Raw genomic sequence first — 19,915 nt, forward strand, 5'->3', positions numbered from 1 at the left:
TTTAGGTCTTGTATTTAAAGTTTATATAGAATTTTAATTTGTAAGTTACTGTTTTTCAGTAAAATATACAAATACAGCTGCCTGCTTGGTTTTAAGTAAAGGTTAGTGTTGGTAGTGTCTACTTAAATTTGGTTTGTTTTTTTCAGTAGCACAAAAACTCAAGAAAATAAATAATATGGTTTGTAAAAGGTTGCTGGTTATTGTAGTTAACTAGTTACTTAATACGCTTTGTTTTTTAGGTAAAGGACTAATAATTTCTACATTTTGAAAAGCAATAGCACCTCTAATAATACCAGAAATAACATCTTGTAAAGCTTCAATAATTTGCATTTTAAGTTCGCTTTTATGGTAAATAATACTCACTTCTCTTGCAGGAGAAGGCTCTGTAAAATGATGAAGGTTTTCCTTGTTTTTTTCAGACATGTCTAAGGTGTGTAAATATGGTAATAAGGTCATGCCTAAACCTTCATTAGATAGTTTTATTAAGGTTTCTATACTACCGCTTTCTAGTTGAAAAGAGTGATCTGTATGGTCTTTTAATACTTTACATAAGTTAATTACACCATCTCTAAAACAGTGTCCATCTTCTAATAAAAGCATGTCGTCAATTTCTAAATCGCTAGTATTTATTTTAGTTGTAGCATGTAACCTATGGTTTTTAGGTATGTATGCAACAAAGGGTTCAAAATACAGTACACGTTCTTTAATGTTTTCATTTAATAAAGGCGTTGCAGCAATAGCAGCATCTAGATGGCCTTCATTAATTCTAGAGATAATTTCGTCTGTGGTTAACTCTTCTATTATAAGTTTTACTTTTGGATATTTTTTAATGAATGTTTTTAAAAACATAGGAAGCAGTGTTGGCATTACAGTAGGTATTATTCCTAGTTTAAATTCGCCACCAATAAATCCTTTTTGTTGGTCTACAATATCTTTAATTCTATAAGACTCATTAACAATATTTTTAGCTTGATTAACAATTTTTTTACCAACATCTGTAAGTTCAATAGGCTTTTTGCTTCGGTCAAAAATAAGAATGTCTAACTCGTCTTCTAATTTTTGTATTTGCATACTTAAAGTAGGCTGTGTAACAAAACATTTTTCTGCAGCTTTTGTGAAATTCTGATTTTCGGCAACAGCCAATACGTAGTATAATTGTGTAATTGTCATCTATATCAATTTAGACTATAAAAATATAAAAACTATCAATAAAACTTATGTATAAAACGGTTAAATATTGAATAACTTTGTAGTATAACAAAAAGCAATAATTATGACACTAAATAGTATAGGATTAGATTCCAAAATCACAAAAGAATTAGCACAAGATTTAAACGGATTATTGGCTAATTTTCAAACGTATTATCAAAATTTAAGAGGTATTCATTGGAATATTAAAGGGAAAGCATTTTTTAATCTTCATATAAAATTTGAAGAATTATATACAGATGCTAATATGAAAGTAGATGAAATTGCAGAACGTATTTTAACTCTAGGAGAAACCCCTTTACATACCTTTGCAGACTATAGTGAACTTGCAAAAGTGCCTGTAGGTAAAAACATATCTGAAGATACTAAGGCTGTACAATTAATTGTAGATTCTTTATCTGAATTACTACAAATAGAGCGTGCTATTTTGCAAAAAGCAGGTGATGCAAATGATGAAGGTACCAACTCTATGATGAGCGATTTTATTGCAGAACAAGAAAAAACTGTATGGATGATGAAAGCTTGGCTGAATGAAACCGTCTAACCGTAAAGTTATTCCCTAAATAACTGATTAATAGCGAGAAGAAAGCCGCGTAAACAAATGTTTTACGTGGCTTTTGATTTTAATAGCTTTTTATGTGCTGTTAAAAACGAATGGTAATATTTACGTCTTCTTTTTTGATTTCAAATTTAGCAGCATCAAAAGTTGGTGGTCCGTAAAGAATTGGGTTGTTAGACATGCCATAGCTTTCTTTAGGCATTCCGTTTAATTCAAAATCCATTTGGTTGTTGCTGTTTTCGTCATGTACTCCCATTATGGCGTATTCCCCAGGAATTACATTTTTAAAAGTAAAAGTTACGCTGTCTCCGTTTATTTTGGTAGCACTACTTTCTAATCCTTTACTTTTCATAAAAGTAGAAGCATTATGTAATGATAAAATAACGTTTCCGTTGGTGTTTTTTATGTTTTTAACGGTTACTGTTATAGCATGACCTTTGGTTTCGGTTTGTGCTTGGCCAACAAAAGAAGATAAGATACAAACAAGTAGTAAAGCAAAAGATTTAACTATTGTGTTTTGGTTTAAAAGCTGTGGTTTGTGGTTTTTTTGTAAAGTTTTCATTGCTTATGGTTTTATTAATTACAGTGTAAAGATGGTTATAATGAAAAGGGTTACCAAAATGCTTATACCCAATTGTAGTAATTAATGACTGAATTGTAATTTAAAACTTTAATACTATACATTTGCAGCGTTTAAAGGTGTAATTTTTAATTAAAATTTTATGTTTTATATCATTGATATATTAGGTACCATTGCTTTTGCTATTTCTGGCGTTTTAATAGCTATGAATAAAAGAATGGATGCTTTTGGTGTTTTAATTATTGCTTTTGTAACAGCAGTAGGAGGAGGAACTTTAAGAGATATACTTATTGGGCAAACTCCTGTTAGTTGGATGACCAATATGACCTTTACCTATGTAATATTAATTACTACACTATTAACCATACTTTTTAGATCTAAGATTAATTATTTACGTACTTCTTTATTTTTATTTGATACTATTGGTATTGGATTGTATACTGTTGTAGGTATAGAAAAAGGGCTTTTAGCAGGATTAGACCCTATAATTTGTATTGCTCTTGGTACTATATCTGCTTGTTTTGGTGGTGTTATTAGAGATATTTTGTGTAATGAAATACCTGTGATTTTTAGAAAAGAAATTTATGCAACGGCATGTATATTAGGAGGTCTTACTTATTTTTTAGTGCGCAAGCTACCTATAGATAGTAATTTTGTGTTTATAATTGCAGGTGTAGTGGTTATACTTACGCGATTAATTGCAGTAAAGTTTAAAATTAGTTTACCTGGTTTGTATAAGGAGTAGTGAGCAGTGGTCAGTGGTCAGTGAGTGAGCAGTGAGCAGTAAACAGTGTGCAGTTTAAGTAATTGGTAAATGTTTTTTGTAGTTGGTGTTAAAAAATAGATGTTTCTAACAACTAACAACTAACAACTAACAACTAACAATTACTCAATAATTTCTACCTTTTTAATGTAAACATTATGCAAAGGCCATTCGGCATTATCTGTTTCTTGTTTGGCTATTTCATCTACCACATCCATACCACGAATTACTTTACCAAAAATGGTGTAATCACCATCTAAATGGTATGCACCATCCTTTTTTTGAACAATAAAAAATTGATAAGGCGAAGCTAATTTGTAAGGGTTTTTAATAGCTCCACTTGGCATACTTACAGCGCCTCTATGGTGTTTAAATCCTCTCTTGGTATCTTTTGGTAATAGGTATTTACCAATTTTTTTTCTTTTGCGTTTTACTTTAGCATCATCTGTATTACCACCTTGAATGATAAAATTATTTACAATTCTGTAAAACTGTGTATTGTCAAAATAGCTTTGTTTGGTTAAAAAGATAAAGTTAGCGCGATGAAATTTGGTTTCGTTAAAAAGTAAAATATCAATTTCTCCAAAATCTGTGGTAATTCTTACTTTGTTTTCTTTATTATGTTTTTCATACTCTAAAAAGAATTCCATAGCATTATCATCTGTAAGAAAAGGGTATTCTCTTTCAGGTTGTATTACAGAATCTTTTTTAGCTTCTTTTTTTTCTTCTGAAGTATTTTGAACTATTTTTGAAGTCTTCTTAGGTTCTGTTTTTTTATCTTCACAATTCAGAAAAAGAAGAGGAATTAAGCATAATAATACAAATCGCATAGATGAATTTTAATGAGTTTTTAAAAGTAACATCAAAAATAAACAATCTAGAGCTTCCAGCCGAAGCATCACAGTTTAAAATGTCGCCTCCTTTTAGGGAATCGCTTTTACAAAAGCGACAAGAGGAGATAAAAAACGCGAAGCAATCTGCTGTTTTAGCATTGTTTTATCCAGATGCAGCACAAAAAACAAAATTTGTTTTAATATTAAGAAAAACCTACAAAGGAGTGCATTCTGCTCAAGTAGGATTTCCTGGCGGAAAAGTAGAAGCACAAGACTCTTCTTTAAAACATACTGCTTTACGCGAAACCGAAGAAGAGGTTGGTGTGCCTATGCAAGATATTAAAGTACTTAAAACCTTAACACAAGTATATATTCCGCCAAGTAATTTTTTTGTGCAACCCTTTATAGGTTATAGTAATAGCACACCTAGTTTTATTAAACAAGAAAGTGAAGTAGAAGATATTATTGAGGTATCTTTATCGCATTTTTTAGAAGAGAAGCGCGTTATAACTGAGTTGGTTTCAACTTCTTACAAGCGTGATGTTGTGGTTCCTGCTTTTAAACTTAATGATTATGTAGTTTGGGGAGCAACAGCCATGATGTTAAGTGAAATAAAAGACTTGTTAAAACTAGCCTTGTAACGCTTATGTTTTATTACTTTTGTTGTCTAACTGATATAAAATTTATTTATGGGATTGTTTAAAAAAAATCCTTTTGGTCATATTCTTTTTGTTAAAAAATGGTTGATTCGCATTTTAGGCGCATTAACACATAGAAGATTTCGTGGTTTTAACGAACTACAAATTGAAGGTTCTGATATTATTAAAAATCTACCAGATACTAATGTTTTATTTATTTCTAACCATCAAACCTATTTTGCAGATGTAGTTGCAATGTTTCATGTGTTTAATGCTAGTTTAAGTAATAGAGACGATTCTATAAAAAACATTGGGTACCTATGGAACCCGAAATTAAACATATACTACGTAGCAGCAAAAGAAACCATGAACGCTGGTTTGTTACCAAAAATATTAGCTTATGTAGGATCTATTAGTATTGAACGTACTTGGAGATCTAAAGGAGAGGATATTAACAGACAGGTTAAAATGAGTGATATTTCTAATATCAGTAAGGCCTTAGATGATGGTTGGGTAATTACATTTCCACAAGGAACAACCACACCTTTTAAACCCATTAGAAAAGGAACTGCGCATATAATTAAAAGATACAAACCTGTTGTTGTACCTATTGTTATTGATGGTTTTAGACGTAGTTTTGATAAAAAAGGATTGCGTATTAAAAAGAAAAATATTCTACAGAGTTTTGAAATAAAACAACCTCTTGATATTGATTACGATAACGAAAGTATTGCAAGTATAGTAGAAAAGATAGAGTATGCCATAGAGCAACATCCTTCTTTTTTAAAGGTAATACCTCAAAAAGAACTTGCTTTACAAGAAGAGCTTAATAAAAAACGAAAGTGGACTACTTAAGAACTACTACAGTTCTAGTTTCTTTAATTCTTTATAATTGCTATTAAGGCGTTTTAATAAAATACCATAAATTAAGTAATAAAAGCCTAGAATAATTGCAATAAGAATAGCAATAGCTGCAACTGTTACTAAAATAGTGACTGCGTAAAACTTTAGTAATTCTCCGTTTGCCGAAGCGTTTTCAATATAACCAAGCATTTCTTCGTCTCTATTAAATTGAATTCCTAAAATAATAAAAGACGAAAGGGCTAAATATATTAGGTTGAAACCAACATACTGTTTTACAGTTCTTCTAGTTTTTAATATGTTTTCCATGAGTACTTTTGCATTGTCTGTAGCAGAAATGTTTTTGTAGTTCATAAAGAATCTATAAAAAAAGTATGCCAATACGATATAGCCAAGAACTATAAAAGGAGTTATAATGTTTTCTGCATGATAAGAGTCAAAACGCTTATTGTACTCTGCATCTTTTAATCCAAAAGATATGGCAGACCATAATACAAACTCTAATATGCTAATAATAAAAATCCATTTAACAATAGAAGAAGATTTCTTCAATATCATTTTATAAATTTCGTTATAGGTAAGTTTAGGATAGCGAGATGCATCCTCTTTCTTCCAGTCTTTTTTTAATAATTCTAATTCATCCATAGTTTTACGGATTTAAAATGGTTCTTAATTTTTTTTTCACTCTGTTCATTTTCACTCTTGCATTCACTTCGCTAATTCCCATTGTTTCGCTAATCTCTTTGTAGTTTTTATCTTCTAAGTATAAAAAAACTAAGGCTTTTTCAATATCGTTTAATTGGTGTACTGCTTTGTATAGTAGCTTTAACTGTTCTTCTTCAGTGTCATCATATTCATCTGCTTTTATTTTAAATTGTATAGCATCAAAGTCTTGTGTATTAACTCTACGTTTGCTTTTTCTGTAAAGGGTTATGGCTGTGTTTAATCCAACACGATACATCCATGTACTAAACTTAGCGTCTCCTCTAAATTTAGGGAAGGCACGCCAAAGCTGTATGGTTATTTCTTGAAACAAATCATTATGCGCATCTTGATTGTTGGTGTAAAGCCTACAAACTTTATGTACAATGTTTTGATGTTTTTCAAGTTGTTCTACAAAACTATGTTCTAACTCTTTATTCAAATTGGTGGTTTAGTTACTCTATTAGTAGTGTAAATTTAAAAATGTTACACATATGTTATATGTTTCTTTAAAAATAGTATTTACTAAGGTATTTTAGTAACTTTGAATTACATTTTTTTTACACTTCATTTATGAATATTCCCGAATCAAAAATACCTAGAATTGTTATTATTGGAGGTGGTTTTGCTGGAGTTAAGCTTGCTAAAACCTTAAAAAACAAAGCGGTACAAGTTGTTTTGTTAGACAAACACAATTATCACACTTTTCAACCCTTATTATATCAAGTGTCTAGTGCAGGATTAGAACCAGATTCTATTGCCTATCCACTTAGAAAAATTATTAAAAAAAATGACAATGCTTTTTTTAGGTTGGCAGAAGTGGAACAAATTTTTCCGGAAACAAAATCTATTAAAACAAATATTGGCGATTTAAGGTATGACTATTTGGTAATAGCTACAGGAACCAAAACAAATTTTTTTGGTAATCCAGCTGTTGAAAAATATAGTATGGCTATGAAAAGTATTCCGCAAGCTTTAGATATTAGAAGTTTAATGCTTCAAAATCTAGAAAAAGCGGCTATTTCTGATACCTTAAATGAAAGAAAAGCTTATTTAAATTTTGTAATTGTAGGAGGAGGACCAACAGGAGTAGAGTTGGCAGGAGCAATTGCAGAACTTAAAAATAATATACTGCCAAGAGATTACAAAGATTTAAATCCTAGTGATATGCAAATTCATTTGTTAGAAGGTAATGCAAGGCTATTACCACCTATGAGTGAGCATGCTTCTGCTAAAGCAGAGAAATTTTTAGTAGATCTTGGTGTGCAAGTACATTGTAATACTTTTGTAAAGGATTATGACGGAAAAACAGTGCAAACCAATTCTGAATTAACCTTAGAGTCTGAAACCCTTATTTGGGCAGCAGGAGTAACCGGAAATCCGGTTAATGGTTTAAAAGCAACAGTTGTAGCAGAGCGTAGTAATCGTTATTTGGTTAATGAATACAACCAAATAGAAGCTTATGATTCTATTTTTGCATTAGGAGATATTGCTTTAATGAAAACAAAAGACTATCCTAATGGACATCCTCAAGTAGCACAACCAGCAATACAACAAGGAGAACTTCTTGGTAAAAATTTAATACGTTTAATAGAAGGTAAATCCCTTAAAAAGTTTGTGTATAAAGACAAAGGTTCTATGGCTACTGTTGGAAGAAATAAAGCAGTTGTAGACTTAAAACATTTTAAGTTTGCAGGATTTTTTGCTTGGTTTGTATGGATGTTTATTCACCTTATGGCATTGGTAGGTTTTAGAAATAGAATTATTGTTTTCTTTAATTGGACGTATAATTATATAAACTTTGATAAAGCCGCAAGACTAATTATTAGACCTTTTAAAAGGTTGAACTAATGGTGTAGTAAGTCTTTTTTAATTTTAAGGTAAAAAACAGGATTTAGATTGTAATTAGTTTTCAACCCATTCACCACGATGTGGTTTTAAGGCATCTCTAAATGTTATTTTATCTGCTTCCTCTATAACCATAAAGGCAATAGCATGCATTTCATTCATAATTTGATGACCTACTAAATCTACATTTAAAGGTTGGCTTTGTATATATTCATTTAAATGAATTTCATGATGTTGTGCTGTTTTTTCAGCAGCAGGACCTCTAAAATCCCAGATTAGTTTTAGTTTACGCATGTTGTATAGATGTACCGTTTTCGGCAAAGTTTTTAAAGTCTAATAAATATTTTTTAGATTGTTTCTTAAAGGCTTTCGGCATTAATAAAACCATTATTTTATATACTATATTGGTTGGTGAAAATTCGTTTTCAACAATCCATTTAGTGTAGCCTTCAGGAGTAGTGTAAAAATGATTTTTTTGGTAGTTATACATTCCTTCCGTTTCATAACTCTTATAAATTTCATGAGGTAAATTAGTATGCGTTATGGTTTCAATAAGTTCTACTTTACGTTTGTCAACGGTATAATTTAGTTGCATTTTACTACCAACAGTTCCTGGATCACCAGAAATATGCTCAAAACTAGTTAGGTGTTTTTGCCAATGCTTCATATTGTCTGCATTTTCTAGTTTTTTTAAAAAATCGTCTATAGCTATGTGTACTACTATTTCTGTGGTATAAATCATTAGAATAAAAATGAATTAATATGCTATAAATATAGTTTTTTTTAGGCTTTTTTAAAATAAAATACATTAGTTAATACTAGTGTAATTACAATTTGTGTTCTAAATAAACTGTAGCAAGCATTTGTAAATATTTTTATTCTAGTTTACTAACTGTAAAACTTTATTTTATTTCTTACTTAATGCTTTGTTAATACAACTTGCTATATAGGTTTATATTTCTATTTTTGCAAGAACCTATACATTATATATTTATCTAAACTATGAGATTATTTACCATTCTTTTCTTTTTAGTGGTTTCACTAAAACTGTCTGCTCAAAATAATAGTAAAGAAGTACTTTTTACAGTAGATGAAGATCCTGTATACGCTTCAGAATTTATACGCGTTTTTAATAAAAATTTAGACCTCGTAAAAGACGAGTCGCAAAAAGATATTGATGCTTATTTAAAACTTTTTGTAGGTTATAAACTTAAATTAAAAGAAGCAAAAACATTAGGTTTAGATACTGTGCCTAAATATAAAAGAGAGCTAAGTAATTATAGAAGTCAATTAGCCAAAAACTATTTGTCAGACAATAAAGTTACAGATGCCTTAGTAGAAGAAGCGTATGAGCGTATTTCTAATGAGGTAGACGCTAGCCATATTTTAATTCGATTAGATGAAAACGCCAACCCAAGTGATACTTTAAAAGTATATAATAAATTGGTTGAATTAAGAGAACGTGTACTTAAAGAAGGTTTTACAACAGTACAAAAAGAGGTGCATGATGGTAAAGAAGTATACGCAGAAGACTTAGGATATTTTTCTGGTTTTAAAATGGTTTATCCTTTTGAAACGGTTGCTTTCAATACAGAGATAGGTACTGTTTCTATGCCTTTTAAAACGCAATTTGGTTACCATATCGTTTATGTTAAAGATAAACGTAAATCTAGAGGAAAAAGAGAAATTGCGCATATCATGGTAAACCTTAACCAAGCAGATGCAGAAAGTAGAATTCAAGATATTTATAAAAAAATAGAACAAGGCGAAGATTTTGAATCTTTAGCAAAACATTTTTCTGAAGATAAAAGTACTGCAAATAAAGGAGGGAAATTATCTCCTTTTTCTAGCGGAGAGTTGCGTTCAAAAGAATTTGAAGACCAGGCTTTTGCTATTGAAAACGAAGGCGATTATACCAAACCATTTAAATCTAACTTTGGTTGGCATATTGTGAAACTTATTCATAAAATAGAAACTGCTCCTTTTGAAGATATGAAAGCATCACTAGAAGCTAAGGTTTTACGTGATAGTAGATCAAAACTAATTAGCAACTCTAGAATAAATGAGCTAAAACAACGTTATGCAATTACTAATGTAGATGAAGATTTAAACTATTTTACATCTATTTTAAACGCAACGTATTATATTAGTAAATGGCACACACCAGAAGGTTTTAAACCAGAAAAAGCTTTTGTGAAAATTGAAGATCAGCAATTTACATACCAAGATTTTGCTAATTTTTTAATTAAAAACCAACGCAGAAACGCTAATAAATTACCTTTTAATGAAATTGTTACCAAAGCCTACCAAACATTTTTAGAAAAGCAATTGTTAGCGTATCAAGAAGCGCATTTAGAATTTGAAAATCCAGATTTTGCAAATATACTTAGTGAGTATCGTGATGGATTATTGTTGTTTGATTTAATGGAAAATGAAATATGGAAAGCTGCTATAAAAGATACACTTGCAGTTCAAGAGTATTATAACAACAATAAAGAAAACTACTTTTTTAAAGAACGCGTAGATGCTGTTGTGGCTTCTTCTGCTAAAAAGAAAGATATCAGTAAGGTTGCCAAGTTGCTTAAAAAAGGAAAAACAATAGACCAAATAAAAAGCATTGTAAACACAAAAGATCAAGTAAATGTATTGTTTACTAAAGGTATCATGGATGGAGAACATCAAGTATTACCAGATGATTTTCTATTTCAAGAAGGGGTTTCAGAAATATATAAGCATAATGATGCTTATGTAGTAGCACAAGTAAATAACGTGTTACCAAAAACCTATAAAACTTATGAAGAAGCTAAAGGTAAAGTAGCTAGTGATTTTCAAGATGCAAAAGAAAAAAAATGGCTAATAGACTTAGAAAATAAATACCAAGTAAAAATTAACCAAGAAGTATTAAATAGCGTAAAATCTAAATTAAATAATTAATTGAAAATAACATCTTATATATTCGTTTTTGCATTTGCTTTACTATTGGTTTCCTGTAATTTTTTTAAAGAAACCGATAGCAAAACACCTGTAGCAAGAGTAAACGATACTTATTTGTATCATGAAGATATACAAGATTTAATTTCTTCAGAAGCTTCTAAGCAAGACAGTACTATTTTAATCAATAATTATATTAAAAGTTGGGCAACACAGCAATTATTAGTACAAGGAGCAAAGCTAAACTTAAATGAAACTAAACTAGAGCAATACAATAGGTTAGTAGAGCAATATAAAAACGATTTGTATGCTAAAGCTTATTTAGAAGCATTAGTAAATAGAGATTTAGACACTATAGTTTCTCAAGAAGAAGCCGAAGCTTTTTACCAAGAAAACAAAGAAGCTTTTAAATTAAATGAAGAGTTGATTAAATTTAGATACATCAATCTAGATCCTAAAATGCAAGAAGAGAACGCTAAAGAAATCGCTAAAAAATTTAAAAGGTTTGATGCTAAAGATAAAAAGTATCTAGATTCTATATCTATTCAATTTAAATCTTACTCTTTAAATGATTCTATATGGATAAAATGGAACCAAATAGTTAAGAAAATACCAGTAATTAATACAGATAATAAAGAGCAACTGTTAAAAAAATCTAATTTTATACAACTCAAAGATTCATTAGGTTTATATTTGATGCAAATTAATGACGTACTATTGCAAAATAGTACAGCTCCTTTAGAATATGTAAAAACAACAATAGACCAAATTGTTATCAACAAAAGGAAATTAGAAAAAACAAGAGAACTAGAAAAGGATATTACAAAAGATGCAATTACAAACAAAAAATTTGAAATCTACTAATACATTGAAACACCTATTTATATTAAGTATAGCAGTATTAATCTCTAATGTATTAAATGCACAAGAGATTATTGAAGATCAGGTAAAAGAACAACCAACAGATAGTGTTAAAACATTAAAGCCAAACAATGCTACCAAAGTAGATGGTGTAGCTGCAGTTGTTGGTGATTATATTATTTTAGAGTCTGATATAGATAAAACTATTTTACAAATGAAAGCTCAAGGAGTATCTACAGAAGATATTCCTAGATGTCAATTATTTGGTTCTCTTCTAGAAAATAAACTGTACGCACACCATGCAATACAAGATAGTGTTGAAGTTTCTGATGCAGAAATTAGATCTAATGTAGATTACCAAATACAACAATTCTTAACGCAAACAGGAGGAGATATGCAAGAGCTTTTAGACTTCTATAAAAAAGAAGACGAAAAAAGCTTTAGAGATGAAATGTATGAAATCAATAGAAGTAATGAGCTAGCAAAACGTATGCAAAGCAGTATTATTGATGAAGTAGAAGTAACACCAGAAGAAGTAAGAATCTTTTTTAATAAAATTCCTGCAGACGAAAGACCAACTTTTGGTACAGAACTTAAAGTATCTCAAATTGTAATAGAACCTAAAGTAGCACCAGAAGAAACGCAAAAAGTAATTAACAGACTAAAAGAGTTTAGAGCAGATGTATTAGAAAACGGAGCAAGTTTTCGTTCTAAAGTAGTATTATATACAGATGATAAAGCATCTATTCCAAAAGGTGGTTTGTATACATTAAATAGAGAAAGACCTTTAATGGTGAAAGAATTTAGAGATGTTGCTTTTTCATTACAAGAAGGAGAAATTTCTGAACCGTTTAAAACCGATTTTGGATACCATATTATTCAATTAGAAAAAATTAGAGGACAAGAATTTGATGTTCGTCACATATTACTAATTCCTCAAGTATCAGAAGATGCAGTTGCTGAAGCAAAAACGCAATTAGAAGAAGTACGTAAGCAAATAGTAGATGGTGAAATTACTTTTGAAGATGCTGCAAGAAAATACAGTGATGAAAAAGAAACAAGTAGTGAAGGTGGTTTCTTAATCAATCCAGCAACTCAAGATTATAATTTTGAATTAACTAAAATGGATACAGAATTGTATACACAAATTCAAGATTTAAAAGAAGGTGAAATTAGCTTGATTCAAACCGATCAAGACCGAACAGGAAAAGTGAAATTTAAAATATTACGTGTAACAGATAGAGTAGATGAGCATGAAGCAGATTACTCACGTGATTATTTAAAAATTAAAGAATTGGCTCTAACCGAAAAACGTTTTAAAGCTATTGAAAAATGGCAAGACGAAAAAATTAAGGATACCTATATTAAAGTTAATGGAGAGCATAGAGATTGTGATTTTTCTAGTAACTGGTTAAAAAAGTAATATGTCTGACGTAGCAGCTGTAAATCAATTTGTAAATAAATATAAAAACTTAAAGCAAGAAATTGCTAAGGTTATTGTAGGACAAGATGAAGTAGTAAATCAAATCCTTATCTCTATATTTTCTGGAGGTCATGCCCTTTTAATAGGTGTGCCAGGTTTGGCAAAAACGCTAATGGTAAACACTATAGCACAAGCCTTAGGATTAGATTTTAAACGTATACAGTTTACACCAGACTTAATGCCTAGTGATATATTAGGTAGTGAAATATTAGACGAGCACAGGAACTTTAAATTTATAAAAGGGCCTATATTTTCTAATATTATTTTAGCAGACGAAATTAATAGAACACCACCAAAAACACAGGCTGCTCTTTTAGAAGCTATGCAAGAAAGAGCAGTAACAGTTTCTGGTCATCATTATAAATTAAGCTTACCTTATTTTGTTTTAGCAACACAAAACCCAATTGAGCAAGAAGGAACTTACCCATTGCCAGAAGCACAATTAGATAGGTTTATGTTTGCCATTCATTTAGATTATCCATCCTTTCAAGAAGAGGTACAGGTTGTAAAAGCAACCACAACAGATCTAAATGCTACTGTAAACGCATTGTTTACAGCTCAAGAAATTATAGATTTTCAACAACTTATACGTCGTATTCCAGTTGCAGATAATGTAATAGAGTACGCTGTAAAAATGGTAGCTAAAACAAGACCTAATAGTGAAACAGCTGCAGATCTAGTAAAAAGCTACATAGATTGGGGAGCAGGACCAAGAGCATCACAAAATTTAATTCTGGCAGCAAAAACACATGCTGTAATTCAAGGAAAATTCTCTCCAGATATAGAAGATGTTCAAGCAGTAGCAATTAGTATTTTACGCCACAGAATAATAAAAAATTATAAAGCAGAAGCAGAAGGCGTTTCCGAAGAACAAATCATTACCTCCTTATTTTAAAAAGCTATTCTAGCACCTTTTTACATTAAAAAGATTTTTTTTTACTAAATCGTTATAGTTTTAATAGAAATTAGTCCTTTTTTACTTCTAACTACACCTCTTAAAGTAGTTATGTTTTGTTATTTTACTATTTTCGAGTATATAAAATTTTCGTATTCTTAAAAATAAACACTTAAAATGCGAAATCGTTAAATTATATTTAATCATTCCTGCATATCTTTATATATTTTTTAAACTCTCCTAAATTTCGTAATTTCGCATGATATTTAATAAAAAATAAACCCTAAATCTTAAATATATGGGATTTGTCATCAATGTAATTGAAAACGTTGATGAAGCATTCAAAGAAGTTCGAAATTCTCTTACGTTTTCTGAATATGAAATTGCATTTTATTAAGATTGAAAAGAATTATTCTATTATATGAACATGTATAACGATTACATTAAGGAGATTGAAGAACGTAAACTTCAAGGTCTTCATCCAAAACCAATTGATGGTGCAGAATTACTAAGCGAAATCATTGCGCAAATTAAAGATTCAGATAATCAGTACAGAGAAGATTCTCTAAACTTTTTTATCTATAATGTTTTACCTGGTACCACAAGTGCTGCTGGTGTAAAAGCGGCATTCTTAAAAGAAATTATTTTAGGAGAATCTGTAGTTGCAGAAATTACTCCTGCTTTTGCTTTTGAACAATTATCGCACATGAAGGGAGGACCTTCTATTGAAGTGTTATTAGATTTAGCCTTAGGTAATGATGCAGCTATTGCAAAAGAAGCAGCAGAAGTTCTTAAAACACAGGTGTTTTTATATGACGCAGATACTTCTCGTTTAGAAGCAGCTTATAAAGCAGGTAATGCTATTGCTAAAGAACTTTTAGAAAGTTATGCAAAGGCAGAGTTTTTTACTAAGCTACCAGAAATTGATGAAGAAATAAAAGTAGTTACATTTATTGCTGGAGTAGGTGATATTTCAACAGATTTATTATCTCCAGGTGGTGACGCACACTCACGTTCTGATAGAGAATTACATGGGCAGTGTTTATTTGAGCACAACAAAGAACAACAAGCCGAATTAAAAGCTTTACAAGCACAACATCCTGATAAAAGAGTGATGTTAATTGCTGAAAAAGGTACTATGGGAGTTGGTTCTTCAAGAATGTCTGGTGTAAATAACGTAGCATTATGGACAGGTATTAAAGCTAGCCCATACGTGCCATTTATTAATATTGCTCCAGTAATTGCTGGAACAAACGGTATTTCTCCAATTTTCTTAACTACAGTTGGTGTAACAGGAGGTATTGGTTTAGACCTTAAAAACTGGGTGCAACAAAAAGACGAAAACGGAAACACTATTGTAGATGAAGATGGTGAACCAGTTTTAAAAGAAGTATATTCTGTTGCAACAGGAACTGTACTTACAATAAACACTAAAGAGAAAAAATTATATAACGGAGACACAGAATTAAAAGATATATCTGCAGCATTTACACCACAAAAAATGGAGTTTATGAAAGCAGGAGGTTCTTACGCTGTTGTTTTTGGTAAAAAATTACAAACCTTTGCTTCTAAAGTATTAGGTGTAGATGTAGTGCCAGTTTATGCACCATCAAAAGAAATTTCTATTGAAGGTCAAGGATTAACTGCTGTTGAAAAAATATTCAATAAAAATGCAGTTGGTACTACTCCAGGTAAAACATTACACGCAGGATCAGATGTTCGTGTAGAAGTAAATATTGTAGGTTCACAAGATACTACAGGTTTAATGACTTCTCAAGAATTAGAGATGATGGCTGCAACAGTAATTTCTCCAATTGTAGATGGAGCATACCAATCAGGTTGTCATACAGCATCTGTTTGGGATGATAAATCTAAAGCCAACATACCAAGATTAATGCGTTTTATGAACGACTTTGGTTTAATTACTGGTCGTGATCCTAAAGGGAAATATTTCCCAATGACAGATGTTATTCATAAAGTACTTAATGATATTACTGTTGGTGATTGGGATATCATTATTGGAGGAGATTCACACACACGTATGTCTAAAGGTGTTGCTTTTGGAGCAGATTCAGGAACCGTTGCTTTAGCGCTTGCTACAGGTGAGGCTTCTATGCCAATTCCACAGTCTGTAAAAGTAACGTTTAAAGGAGAAATGAAATCGTATATGGATTTCCGTGATGTGGTGCATGCAACACAACAACAAATGTTAAAGCAGTTTGGTGGTGAAAATGTATTCCAAGGTAGAGTAATTGAAGTTCATATCGGAACACTTACTTCAGATGAAGCTTTTACATTCACAGATTGGACAGCAGAGATGAAAGCTAAGGCTTCTATCTGTATTTCTGAAGATGATACGCTTATCGAATCATTAGAAATAGCAAAAGGTCGTATCCAAATCATGATTGATAAAGGTATGGATAACGAGAAACAAGTGCTTAAAGGACTTGTTGATAAAGCAAATACAAGAATTACTGAGCTTAAAACAGGAATTAAACCAGCTTTAAGACCAGATGCTAACGCTAAATATCACGCCGAAGTTATTATTGATTTAGATGAAATTGCTGAGCCAATGATTGCAGATCCAGATGTAAATAATGAAGATGTTTCTAAACGTTATACACATGATAACATTAGACCATTATCTTACTACGGAGGAACTAAAAAAGTAGATTTAGGTTTCGTAGGATCTTGTATGGTGCATAAAGGAGATATGAAAATATTAGCTCAAATGTTGAAAAACATTGAAGCTCAAAATGGAAAAGTGGAATTTAAAGCACCTTTAGTAGTTGCACCTCCAACTTACAATATTGTAGATGAGTTAAAAGAAGAAGGAGATTGGGAAGTGTTACAAAAATACTCTGGTTTCGAATTTGACGATAGCGCACCAAAAGGTTTAGCGCGTACTAAGTATGAAAACATGTTATACTTAGAGCGTCCAGGTTGTAATTTATGTATGGGTAACCAAGAAAAAGCAGAACCAGGAGATACTGTAATGGCAACTTCTACACGTTTATTCCAAGGAAGAGTTGTAAAAGATGATGGAGAGAAAAAAGGAGAATCTTTATTATCTTCTACTCCAGTGGTAGTATTATCTACCATTTTAGGAAGAACTCCTACTTTAGCTGAATATGAAGCTGCAGTAGATGGTATTGTTTTAACCAAGTTTAAGCCTTCGCAAAAACAATTAGTTAGATAATATAATATCTTTATATATAAAAAAGCCTGAGTCTTAGATTCAGGCTTTTTTTTTGTTTCTAAATTAAAAAATAGGTATATAAAAAAACATTCTCATTTTAAGACATTATAGCATAGAAAAAACTTATTTCACTATCATTATATATATGTTATTTACACTTTTATAGTCATTCTACATTTTGTATATTAGTACAAATAATCCAAAAAAATATAAATACTATGGCATTCGACATTGATATGATAAAAAAGGTTTATGCGCAAATGGCAGAACGTGTTGATAAAGCACGTGAAGTTGTTGGTAAGCCCTTAACACTTTCTGAAAAAATCTTATATAATCATCTTTGGGATGGAAGCCCGACAAAAGCATTTACTAGAGGTAAAGATTATGTAGACTTTGCTCCAGACCGTATTGCTTGTCAAGATGCAACAGCGCAAATGGCCTTATTGCAATTTATGCAAGCAGGAAAACCAAAAGTTGCAGTGCCAACTACAGTACATTGTGATCACTTAATACAAGCAAAAGATGGAGCGGCAACAGATTTAAAACATGCCAATTCTGTAAGTAGTGAGGTATTTGAATTTTTAGCATCTGTATCTAATAAATATGGTATTGGTTTCTGGAAACCAGGAGCAGGAATTATACATCAAGTAGTATTAGAAAATTATGCATTTCCTGGCGGAATGATGATTGGTACAGATTCGCATACAGTAAATGCAGGAGGACTAGGAATGGTTGCTATTGGTGTAGGAGGAGCAGATGCAGTAGATGTAATGGCAGGAATGCCTTGGGAACTTAAATTTCCTAAACTAATAGGAGTGAAGTTAACCGGAAAAATTTCGGGTTGGACAGCGCCTAAAGATGTAATATTAAAAGTTGCAGGTATTGTTTCGGCAAAAGGAGGTACTGGTGCAATTGTAGAATATTTTGGGCCAGGAGCTACTTCTTTATCTTGTACAGGTAAAGGAACTATTTGTAATATGGGAGCAGAAATAGGTGCTACCACTTCTACATTTGGATATGATGATTCTATGGAACGCTATTTACGTGCCACAGATAGAGCAGATGTTGCTGATGCTGCAAACCAAGTAAAAGAATATTTAACAGGTGATGCAGAAGTGTATGCAAATCCAGAACAATATTTTGATCAAGTTATTGAAATTGACTTATCTAAATTAGGGCCTTTATTAAACGGTCCTTTTACTCCAGATTTATCTACGTCTGCAGGTAAAGATATGGGAGAGAAAGCAAAAGCTAACGATTGGCCAATAAAAGTAGAATGGGGTTTAATAGGTTCTTGTACCAATTCTTCTTATGAAGATTTATCCAGAGCTTCTTCTATTGCACAACAAGCTTTAGACAAGGGCTTAAAAATGAAAGCCGAGCTTGGTATTAATCCAGGATCAGAACAAGTACGTTATACTGCAGATAGAGATGGAATTTTAGGAATCTTTGAAAAATTAGATGCTAAAATATTTACCAATGCTTGCGGACCATGTATTGGGCAATGGGCAAGATATAGTGATCCTAAAAATGCACCAAAAAACAGTATTGTACATTCTTTTAATAGAAACTTTGCTAAACGTGCCGATGGTAACCCAAATACACATGCTTTTGTAGCTTCACCAGAATTAACTGCAGCAATAGCTATTGCTGGTAGGTTAGATTTTAACCCAATGACAGATAAGCTAATTAATGAAGATGGTCAAGAAGTAATGTTTGATGAGCCTACAGGTTGGGAGTTACCTCCAAAAGGGTTTGCTGTAGAAGATGCAGGTTATGTAGAGCCAGTTGCAGATGGAAGTAATGTAGAAGTTACTGTAAGCCCAACATCAGAACGTTTACAGTTGCTAACACCATTTGAACCCTTAGGAAATGAAATTTATGGCGCTAAACTATTAATTAAAGCATTTGGTAAATGTACTACAGACCATATTTCTATGGCTGGACCTTGGTTACGTTTTAGAGGACATTTAGATAATATTTCTAATAACTGTTTAATTGGAGCAGTTAATGCATTTGGTAAGAAAACAAACTTTGTTAAAAATCAATTAACAGGAGAGTTTGAAGGTGTGCCTGATGCAGCAAGAGCATATAAAGCAGCTGGAGTAAAAACAGTTGTTGTAGGAGATCATAATTATGGAGAAGGTTCTTCTCGTGAGCATGCTGCTATGGAGCCAAGACACTTAGGTGTTGCTGCTGTTATTGTGAAGTCTTTTGCAAGAATTCACGAAACAAACCTTAAAAAACAAGGAATGTTAGGTTTAACTTTTGCTAATGAAAACGATTACGATTTAATTCAAGAAGACGATACTTTTAACTTTATTGATTTAAATGAATTTGCACCAGATAAACAATTAACATTAGAAGTGGTTCATGCAGATGGAACTAAAGATGTTATTAAGTTAAACCATACATATAACCAACCTCAAATAGATTGGTATAATGAAGGATCTGCTTTAAATTTAATTAAGAAAGAAAATAATTCTTAAGTCTATATTGCAATAAATAAATTAAAAACTCCTGAATTTATTCAGGAGTTTTTTTTTGATTATT

Annotated in this window: 18 protein-coding genes; 11 read left to right on the top strand and 7 right to left on the bottom strand. The window is 31.2% G+C overall.

Going from position 1 to position 19,915, the window contains the following annotated elements:
* Positions 1-210: 210 nt before the first annotated feature.
* The gene (locus ACFSSB_RS06980; RefSeq protein WP_348304642.1) at positions 211-1,170 is read right to left on the bottom strand and encodes a hydrogen peroxide-inducible genes activator; all 960 of its coding nucleotides are present in this window, start codon (positions 1,168-1,170) and stop codon (positions 211-213) included.
* A 103-nt stretch (positions 1,171-1,273) separates the two neighbouring features.
* Here ACFSSB_RS06980 and ACFSSB_RS06985 point away from each other — a divergent pair, with 103 nt between their 5' ends.
* A complete protein-coding gene (locus ACFSSB_RS06985; RefSeq protein WP_348304644.1) occupies positions 1,274-1,753 on the top strand; it encodes a Dps family protein in 480 nt (159 codons plus the stop codon).
* 100 nt (positions 1,754-1,853) lie between these two features.
* On the opposite strand, the gene ACFSSB_RS06990 is transcribed toward ACFSSB_RS06985, so the two are convergent.
* Positions 1,854-2,330 carry a DUF2141 domain-containing protein gene (locus ACFSSB_RS06990; RefSeq protein ID WP_348304646.1) on the bottom strand — a complete coding sequence of 159 codons (477 nt, stop codon included), beginning with the start codon at positions 2,328-2,330 and terminating at the stop codon, positions 1,854-1,856.
* 160 nt (positions 2,331-2,490) lie between these two features.
* On the opposite strand from ACFSSB_RS06990, the gene ACFSSB_RS06995 reads away from it, so the two are divergent.
* On the top strand, positions 2,491-3,093 hold the full coding sequence (locus tag ACFSSB_RS06995) for a trimeric intracellular cation channel family protein (RefSeq protein ID WP_379902451.1): 603 nt from the start codon (positions 2,491-2,493) through the stop codon (positions 3,091-3,093).
* 140 nt (positions 3,094-3,233) lie between these two features.
* Here ACFSSB_RS06995 and ACFSSB_RS07000 read toward each other — a convergent pair whose 3' ends face one another.
* Positions 3,234-3,941 carry a peptidylprolyl isomerase gene (locus ACFSSB_RS07000; protein ID WP_379902454.1) on the bottom strand — a complete coding sequence of 236 codons (708 nt, stop codon included), beginning with the start codon at positions 3,939-3,941 and terminating at the stop codon, positions 3,234-3,236.
* Between the two features lie 2 nt (positions 3,942-3,943).
* Between ACFSSB_RS07000 and ACFSSB_RS07005 the strand changes: the two genes are divergently transcribed.
* Together ACFSSB_RS07005 and ACFSSB_RS07010 are read left to right on the top strand one after the other, a co-directional pair.
* A complete protein-coding gene (locus ACFSSB_RS07005; RefSeq protein ID WP_348304651.1) occupies positions 3,944-4,585 on the top strand; it encodes an NUDIX hydrolase in 642 nt (213 codons plus the stop codon).
* Positions 4,586-4,633: 48 nt separating this feature from the next.
* Positions 4,634-5,437 (top strand): lysophospholipid acyltransferase family protein, encoded by an 804-nt coding sequence (locus ACFSSB_RS07010; protein ID WP_379902457.1) that lies wholly within the window; start codon positions 4,634-4,636, stop codon positions 5,435-5,437.
* A 6-nt stretch (positions 5,438-5,443) separates the two neighbouring features.
* Here the strand turns inward: ACFSSB_RS07010 and ACFSSB_RS07015 are convergent, their stop codons facing one another.
* Positions 5,444-6,088, bottom strand: a complete 645-nt coding sequence (locus ACFSSB_RS07015; protein WP_379902461.1) for a hypothetical protein — start codon at positions 6,086-6,088, stop codon at positions 5,444-5,446.
* 4 nt (positions 6,089-6,092) lie between these two features.
* The gene (locus ACFSSB_RS07020) at positions 6,093-6,587 is read right to left on the bottom strand and encodes an RNA polymerase sigma factor (RefSeq protein WP_379902463.1); all 495 of its coding nucleotides are present in this window, start codon (positions 6,585-6,587) and stop codon (positions 6,093-6,095) included.
* Between the two features lie 131 nt (positions 6,588-6,718).
* Here ACFSSB_RS07020 and ACFSSB_RS07025 point away from each other — a divergent pair, with 131 nt between their 5' ends.
* Positions 6,719-7,996 (top strand): NAD(P)/FAD-dependent oxidoreductase, encoded by a 1,278-nt coding sequence (locus ACFSSB_RS07025; protein ID WP_379902466.1) that lies wholly within the window; start codon positions 6,719-6,721, stop codon positions 7,994-7,996.
* 54 nt (positions 7,997-8,050) lie between these two features.
* Here the strand turns inward: ACFSSB_RS07025 and ACFSSB_RS07030 are convergent, their stop codons facing one another.
* Together ACFSSB_RS07030 and ACFSSB_RS07035 are read right to left on the bottom strand one after the other, a co-directional pair.
* Positions 8,051-8,287, bottom strand: coding sequence for a hypothetical protein (locus ACFSSB_RS07030; RefSeq protein ID WP_379902468.1), 237 nt, complete (start codon positions 8,285-8,287; stop codon positions 8,051-8,053).
* On the bottom strand, positions 8,280-8,735 hold the full coding sequence (locus ACFSSB_RS07035; protein ID WP_379902470.1) for an SRPBCC family protein: 456 nt from the start codon (positions 8,733-8,735) through the stop codon (positions 8,280-8,282). Before ACFSSB_RS07035 ends, ACFSSB_RS07030 begins: the two co-directional genes overlap by 8 nt.
* 260 nt (positions 8,736-8,995) lie before the next feature.
* Here ACFSSB_RS07035 and ACFSSB_RS07040 point away from each other — a divergent pair, with 260 nt between their 5' ends.
* From ACFSSB_RS07040 to ACFSSB_RS07065, 6 genes are all read left to right on the top strand, one after another.
* Positions 8,996-10,927: a peptidylprolyl isomerase gene (locus tag ACFSSB_RS07040; protein WP_379902473.1), complete on the top strand. Its 1,932-nt coding sequence runs from the start codon at positions 8,996-8,998 to the stop codon at positions 10,925-10,927.
* A complete protein-coding gene (locus tag ACFSSB_RS07045) occupies positions 10,928-11,788 on the top strand; it encodes a peptidyl-prolyl cis-trans isomerase (protein WP_379902476.1) in 861 nt (286 codons plus the stop codon).
* A complete protein-coding gene (locus tag ACFSSB_RS07050) occupies positions 11,754-13,208 on the top strand; it encodes a peptidylprolyl isomerase (protein WP_379902478.1) in 1,455 nt (484 codons plus the stop codon). The genes ACFSSB_RS07045 and ACFSSB_RS07050 overlap by 35 nt, the downstream gene beginning before the upstream one ends.
* Before the next feature lies 1 nt (position 13,209).
* Positions 13,210-14,163, top strand: a complete 954-nt coding sequence (locus tag ACFSSB_RS07055) for an AAA family ATPase (protein WP_379902480.1) — start codon at positions 13,210-13,212, stop codon at positions 14,161-14,163.
* Positions 14,164-14,584: 421 nt separating this feature from the next.
* Complete coding sequence (locus tag ACFSSB_RS07060) at positions 14,585-17,362, top strand: bifunctional aconitate hydratase 2/2-methylisocitrate dehydratase (RefSeq protein ID WP_379902483.1); 2,778 nt, start codon at positions 14,585-14,587, stop codon at positions 17,360-17,362.
* Positions 17,363-17,580: 218 nt separating this feature from the next.
* The gene (locus ACFSSB_RS07065; protein WP_379902486.1) at positions 17,581-19,851 is read left to right on the top strand and encodes an aconitate hydratase; all 2,271 of its coding nucleotides are present in this window, start codon (positions 17,581-17,583) and stop codon (positions 19,849-19,851) included.
* Positions 19,852-19,915: the final 64 nt, after the last annotated feature.

The sequence above is a fragment of the Lacinutrix gracilariae genome (genome assembly GCF_042684485.1).
Classification (GTDB): domain Bacteria; phylum Bacteroidota; class Bacteroidia; order Flavobacteriales; family Flavobacteriaceae; genus Oceanihabitans; species Oceanihabitans gracilariae.